Source organism: Frigoribacterium endophyticum (assembly GCF_011759585.1).
Classification (GTDB): Bacteria; Actinomycetota; Actinomycetes; order Actinomycetales; family Microbacteriaceae; genus Frigoribacterium; species Frigoribacterium endophyticum.
Map to the genome: position 1 here is coordinate 1 of NZ_JAAOYV010000006.1, position 5,872 is coordinate 5,872.

Below are 5,872 nucleotides of genomic sequence, written 5' to 3' on the forward strand. Positions count from 1 at the left end.
AAAGGCCCCTCCTGTGGAGGGGCCTTTCGGTGTGCCAGTCATGCTGTGCACTAAAGGAAGTCCGGCGGTGTCCTACTCTCCCACAAGGTCCCCCTTGCAGTACCATCGGCGCTGAGAGTCTTAGCTTCCGGGTTCGGAATGGGACCGGGCGTTTCCCTCTCGCTATGGCCGCCGAAACATTTACCACACACACACCCACAAGGGGTGGCGGTGAAGTCTGTTCCAGACCATGCCCACCACTAGTGATGGGACTTGTCTGTTCTGTTGTCCCGCACCAGGGAACGGTGCCTGGTGGCGGGGTGTTTCCGTCAAGAACGGGTCGTTACCGACCGTCTTCCGGGAACCACATAGTGGACGCGAAGCAATCTTTCTTCCCCTCTACAGGGGAAGAGTGTTGTCAAGTTATCGGCTTATTAGTACCGGTCAGCTCCATGGGTCGTTAGTCCCCACTTCCACATCCGGCCTATCAACCCAGTAGTCTAGCTGGGAGCCTCTCACCCCGAAGGGTATGGAAATCTCATCTCGAAGCCGGCTTCCCGCTTAGATGCTTTCAGCGGTTATCCGTTCCGAACGTAGCTAATCAGCGGTGCCCTTGGCAGGACAACTGACACACCAGAGGTTCGTCCATCCCGGTCCTCTCGTACTAGGGATAGATCTTCTCAAATTTCCTACGCGCGCAGCGGATAGGGACCGAACTGTCTCACGACGTTCTAAACCCAGCTCGCGTACCGCTTTAATGGGCGAACAGCCCAACCCTTGGGACCTACTCCAGCCCCAGGATGCGACGAGCCGACATCGAGGTGCCAAACCATGCCGTCGATATGGACTCTTGGGCAAGATCAGCCTGTTATCCCCGAGGTACCTTTTATCCGTTGAGCGACAGCGCTTCCACAAGCCACTGCCGGATCACTAGTCCCGACTTTCGTCCCTGCTCGACTTGTCAGTCTCACAGTCAAGCTCCCTTGTGCACTTACACTCGACACCTGATTGCCAACCAGGTTGAGGGAACCTTTGGGCGCCTCCGTTACTCTTTAGGAGGCAACCGCCCCAGTTAAACTACCCACCAGGCACTGTCCCAGAACCGGATCACGGTTCGTAGTTAGATATCCAAAGTGACCAGAGTGGTATTTCAACAATGACTCCACCTGAACTAGCGTCCAAGCTTCACAGTCTCCCACCTATCCTACACAAGCCACTCCGAACACCAATACCAAGCTGTAGTAAAGGTCACGGGGTCTTTCCGTCCTGCTGCGCGTAACGAGCATCTTTACTCGTAGTGCAATTTCGCCGAGTTCGCGGTTGAGACAGCTGGGAAGTCGTTACGCCATTCGTGCAGGTCGGAACTTACCCGACAAGGAATTTCGCTACCTTAGGATGGTTATAGTTACCACCGCCGTTTACTGGGGCTTAAATTCTGAGCTTCGCTTGCGCTAACCCTTCCTCTTAACCTTCCAGCACCGGGCAGGCGTCAGTCCGTATACATCGTCTTGCGACTTGGCACGGACCTGTGTTTTTAGTAAACAGTCGCTTCCCACTGGTCTCTGCGGCCTTTCCCGCTCCGGGAGTAAATCCCATCACGGTTCCGGCCCCCCTTCTCCCGAAGTTACGGGGGCATTTTGCCGAGTTCCTTAACCACGATTCTCTCGATCTCCTTGGTATTCTCTACCTGACCACCTGAGTCGGTTTGGGGTACGGGCGGCTTGAACCTCGCGTCGATGCTTTTCTCGGCAGCATAGGATCACTGATTTCCCCCAATCGGGGTACGCATCGGGTCTCAGGCACATTGACGACGGATTTGCCTATCGTCAGCCCTACATCCTTACACCAGGTTCACCTTACGGATACCATCGCCTGGCTCAGCTACCTTCCTGCGTCACACCTGTTAATACGCTAACCGCACCAGCATGGGGTCGAGCGTTAGACCGGCCGGCATCACCCCGAAGGGATCCGCTCAGCCGGGTTAGGACTCTTAGCACCACTGGATTAGCTTGGGCGGTTCTTCGCCGGTACGGGAATATCAACCCGTTGTCCATCGACTACGCCTGTCGGCCTCGCCTTAGGTCCCGACTTACCCAGGGCGGATTAACCTGGCCCTGGAACCCTTGGTCTTTCGGAGGACGGGTTTCTCACCCGTCTTTCGCTACTCATGCCTGCATTCTCACTCGTGTGGCCTCCACGGCTGGTTTACACCGCCGCTTCACTGGCCACACGACGCTCTCCTACCACTCCGTACGACTGAACCACGAAGGCTTGTCTATAATACGAAATCTACAACTTCGGTGGTGTGCTTGAGCCCCGTTACATTGTCGGCGCGGAATCACTTGACCAGTGAGCTATTACGCACTCTTTCAAGGGTGGCTGCTTCTAAGCCAACCTCCTGGTTGTCTATGCAACTCCACATCCTTTCCCACTTAGCACACGCTTAGGGACCTTAGTTGGTAGTCTGGGTTGTTTCCCTCTCGACGATGAAGCTTATCCCCCACCGTCTCACTGCTGCGCTCTCACTTACCGGCATTCGGAGTTTGGCTGACGTCAGTAAGCTTTTGGGCCCCATCGGCCATCCAGTAGCTCTACCTCCGGCAAGAAACACGCAACGCTGCACCTAAATGCATTTCGGAGAGAACCAGCTATCACGAAGTTTGATTGGCCTTTCACCCCTATCCACAGCTCATCCCCTCCATTTTCAACTGAAGTGGGTTCGGTCCTCCACGACGTCTTACCGTCGCTTCAACCTGGCCATGGATAGATCACTTCGCTTCGGGTCTAGGACATGCGACTGGATCGCCCTCTTAAGACTCGCTTTCGCTACGGCTACCCCACACGGGTTAACCTCGCCACATATCGCTAACTCGCAGGCTCATTCTTCAAAAGGCACGCTGTCACCCCTACAAGGAGGCTCCAACGGTTTGTAAGCAAACGGTTTCAGGTACTATTTCACTCCCCTCCCGGGGTACTTTTCACCTTTCCCTCACGGTACTTGTCCGCTATCGGTCATCTGGGAGTATTTAGGCTTATCAGGTGGTCCTGACAGATTCACACGGGATTTCTCGGGCCCCGAGCTACTTGGGATCCCCATTCAGCCAGCGCCAGCATTTCGGCTACGGGGTTCGCACCCTCTATGACCAGCCATTCAAAGCTGTTCGCCTATACTGCGCTGTAACTGTTCCTGTCCGGCAGAACAGGACAACGGGTCCCACAACCCCGACCATGCAACGACCGCCGTCTATCACACATGACCGGTTTAGCCTCTTCCGATTTCGCTCGCCACTACTCACGGAATCACTGTTGTTTTCTCTTCCTGTGGGTACTGAGATGTTTCACTTCCCCACGTTCCCTCTACCCGCCCTATATATTCAGGCGGGAGTCACCAGGTCAAAACGCCTGGCGGGGTTTCCCCATTCGGAAATCCTCGGATCAGGGCTCGATTATCAGCTCCCCGAGGCTTATCGCAGATTTCTACGTCCTTCTTCGGCTCCAGATGCCAAGGCATCCACCGTTTGCTCTTAGAAACTTGACCACAAAGTTGCCACCAGCCAAAGCTGGCAGCTCAGTGTTATCTCATTCGCCAACCCAACCCGAAGGCTGAGTTGGTCTAAGAAATTGCACTTAGTATCACAAACCCGGTCACCAACCCCCTAAAGGGCCGGCTCTTGATTTGCGACTAAGATGCTCGCGTCCACTGTGTAGTTCTCAAAATACGGGCGGCACCAGAATCACCCTGCGATACATGCAGGACTTTCCTGGCCCAGAGGTAAAACCCCACACCCCGAAGAGCGTGGAAGCTTGGTCCCTCAGGACCCAACAGCGTGCATACCGTTCCGCTTGTGCGCCACACCGTTCCACACCTCCGAAGAGATCGTACTAAGCACTGCGCCGTCACAAAACGACCATCGTCAATGTTCCACCCATGAGCGCCAGCCAGAGACATTCGCTCTAGTACTGACTTGACCAGATGATCCCTGTGTAAACAGCAGGGCTGGTACATGCTCCTTAGAAAGGAGGTGATCCAGCCGCACCTTCCGGTACGGCTACCTTGTTACGACTTAGTCCTAATCACCGATCCCACCTTCGACAGCTCCATCCCACAAGGGGTTAGGCCACTGGCTTCGGGTGTTACCGACTTTCATGACTTGACGGGCGGTGTGTACAAGGCCCGGGAACGTATTCACCGCAGCGTTGCTGATCTGCGATTACTAGCGACTCCGACTTCATGGGGTCGAGTTGCAGACCCCAATCCGAACTGAGACCGGCTTTTTGGGATTCGCTCCACCTTACGGTATCGCAGCCCTTTGTACCGGCCATTGTAGCATGCGTGAAGCCCAAGACATAAGGGGCATGATGATTTGACGTCATCCCCACCTTCCTCCGAGTTGACCCCGGCAGTCTCCTATGAGTTCCCACCATAACGTGCTGGCAACATAGAACGAGGGTTGCGCTCGTTGCGGGACTTAACCCAACATCTCACGACACGAGCTGACGACAACCATGCACCACCTGTATACCGACCTTGCGGGGCGACCATCTCTGGCCGTTTCCGGTATATGTCAAGCCTTGGTAAGGTTCTTCGCGTTGCATCGAATTAATCCGCATGCTCCGCCGCTTGTGCGGGCCCCCGTCAATTCCTTTGAGTTTTAGCCTTGCGGCCGTACTCCCCAGGCGGGGAACTTAATGCGTTAGCTGCGACACGGAGACCGTGGAATGGTCCCCACATCTAGTTCCCAACGTTTACGGCGTGGACTACCAGGGTATCTAATCCTGTTCGCTCCCCACGCTTTCGCTCCTCAGCGTCAGTTACGGCCCAGAGATCTGCCTTCGCCATCGGTGTTCCTCCTGATATCTGCGCATTCCACCGCTACACCAGGAATTCCAATCTCCCCTACCGCACTCTAGTCTGCCCGTACCCACTGCAGGCTGGGGGTTGAGCCCCCAGATTTCACAGCAGACGCGACAAACCGCCTACGAGCTCTTTACGCCCAATAATTCCGGACAACGCTTGCACCCTACGTATTACCGCGGCTGCTGGCACGTAGTTAGCCGGTGCTTTTTCTGCAGGTACCGTCACTTTCGCTTCTTCCCTACTAAAAGAGGTTTACAACCCGAAGGCCGTCATCCCTCACGCGGCGTTGCTGCATCAGGCTTTCGCCCATTGTGCAATATTCCCCACTGCTGCCTCCCGTAGGAGTCTGGGCCGTGTCTCAGTCCCAGTGTGGCCGGTCACCCTCTCAGGCCGGCTACCCGTCGTCGCCTTGGTGAGCCATTACCTCACCAACTAGCTGATAGGCCGCGAGTCCATCCTTGACCGAAATTCTTTCCAACTCCTAGCCATGCGGCTGAAGCTCGTATCCGGTATTAGACGCCGTTTCCAGCGCTTATCCCAGAGTCAAGGGCAGGTTACTCACGTGTTACTCACCCGTTCGCCACTAATCCCCCCAGCAAGCTGGAGTTCATCGTTCGACTTGCATGTGTTAAGCACGCCGCCAGCGTTCGTCCTGAGCCAGGATCAAACTCTCCGTAAAAGAAAAAACAGACCAACCGGAAAAAGGCCGGATCTGCTGAATTTGATGCTGACCAAAGAACAAAACAATCTGACGATTGTTGTTGTCCATCAATCTCAAAGAAACCTAAACACCACTCAGAACCGAAGTTCATCACGATGCCAGGGTATAATTTGGCATTTGACAATGTGCACGCTGTTGAGTTCTCAAGGACCAAACGCACCCGGAACCCGACCTATATAAAGGCCCTCGTCCGAGGCAGCTGTGAAACCTTAGCACCGATCTTCACCATGTAAGACCACCGCTCTTCGACCCCTGTAAGGAGCCGGTGTCGCTTTCGCAACGAGCCATGACGCTACACCATGTGGATCAGTGTT

The 5,872-nt window shown here is 55.0% G+C and carries 3 rRNA genes; all 3 read right to left on the reverse strand.

What is annotated here, in order from left to right:
• Positions 1–59: 59 nt before the first annotated feature.
• Positions 60–176: ribosomal RNA gene (gene rrf / locus FHR77_RS15520) — 5S ribosomal RNA — on the reverse strand.
• A 217-nt stretch (positions 177–393) separates the two neighbouring features.
• A 23S ribosomal RNA gene (locus FHR77_RS15525) occupies positions 394–3,517 on the reverse strand.
• A 477-nt stretch (positions 3,518–3,994) separates the two neighbouring features.
• Positions 3,995–5,516: ribosomal RNA gene (locus tag FHR77_RS15530) — 16S ribosomal RNA — on the reverse strand.
• Together the 16S, 23S and 5S rRNA genes form the textbook arrangement of a ribosomal RNA operon.
• Positions 5,517–5,872 lie beyond the last annotated feature (356 nt).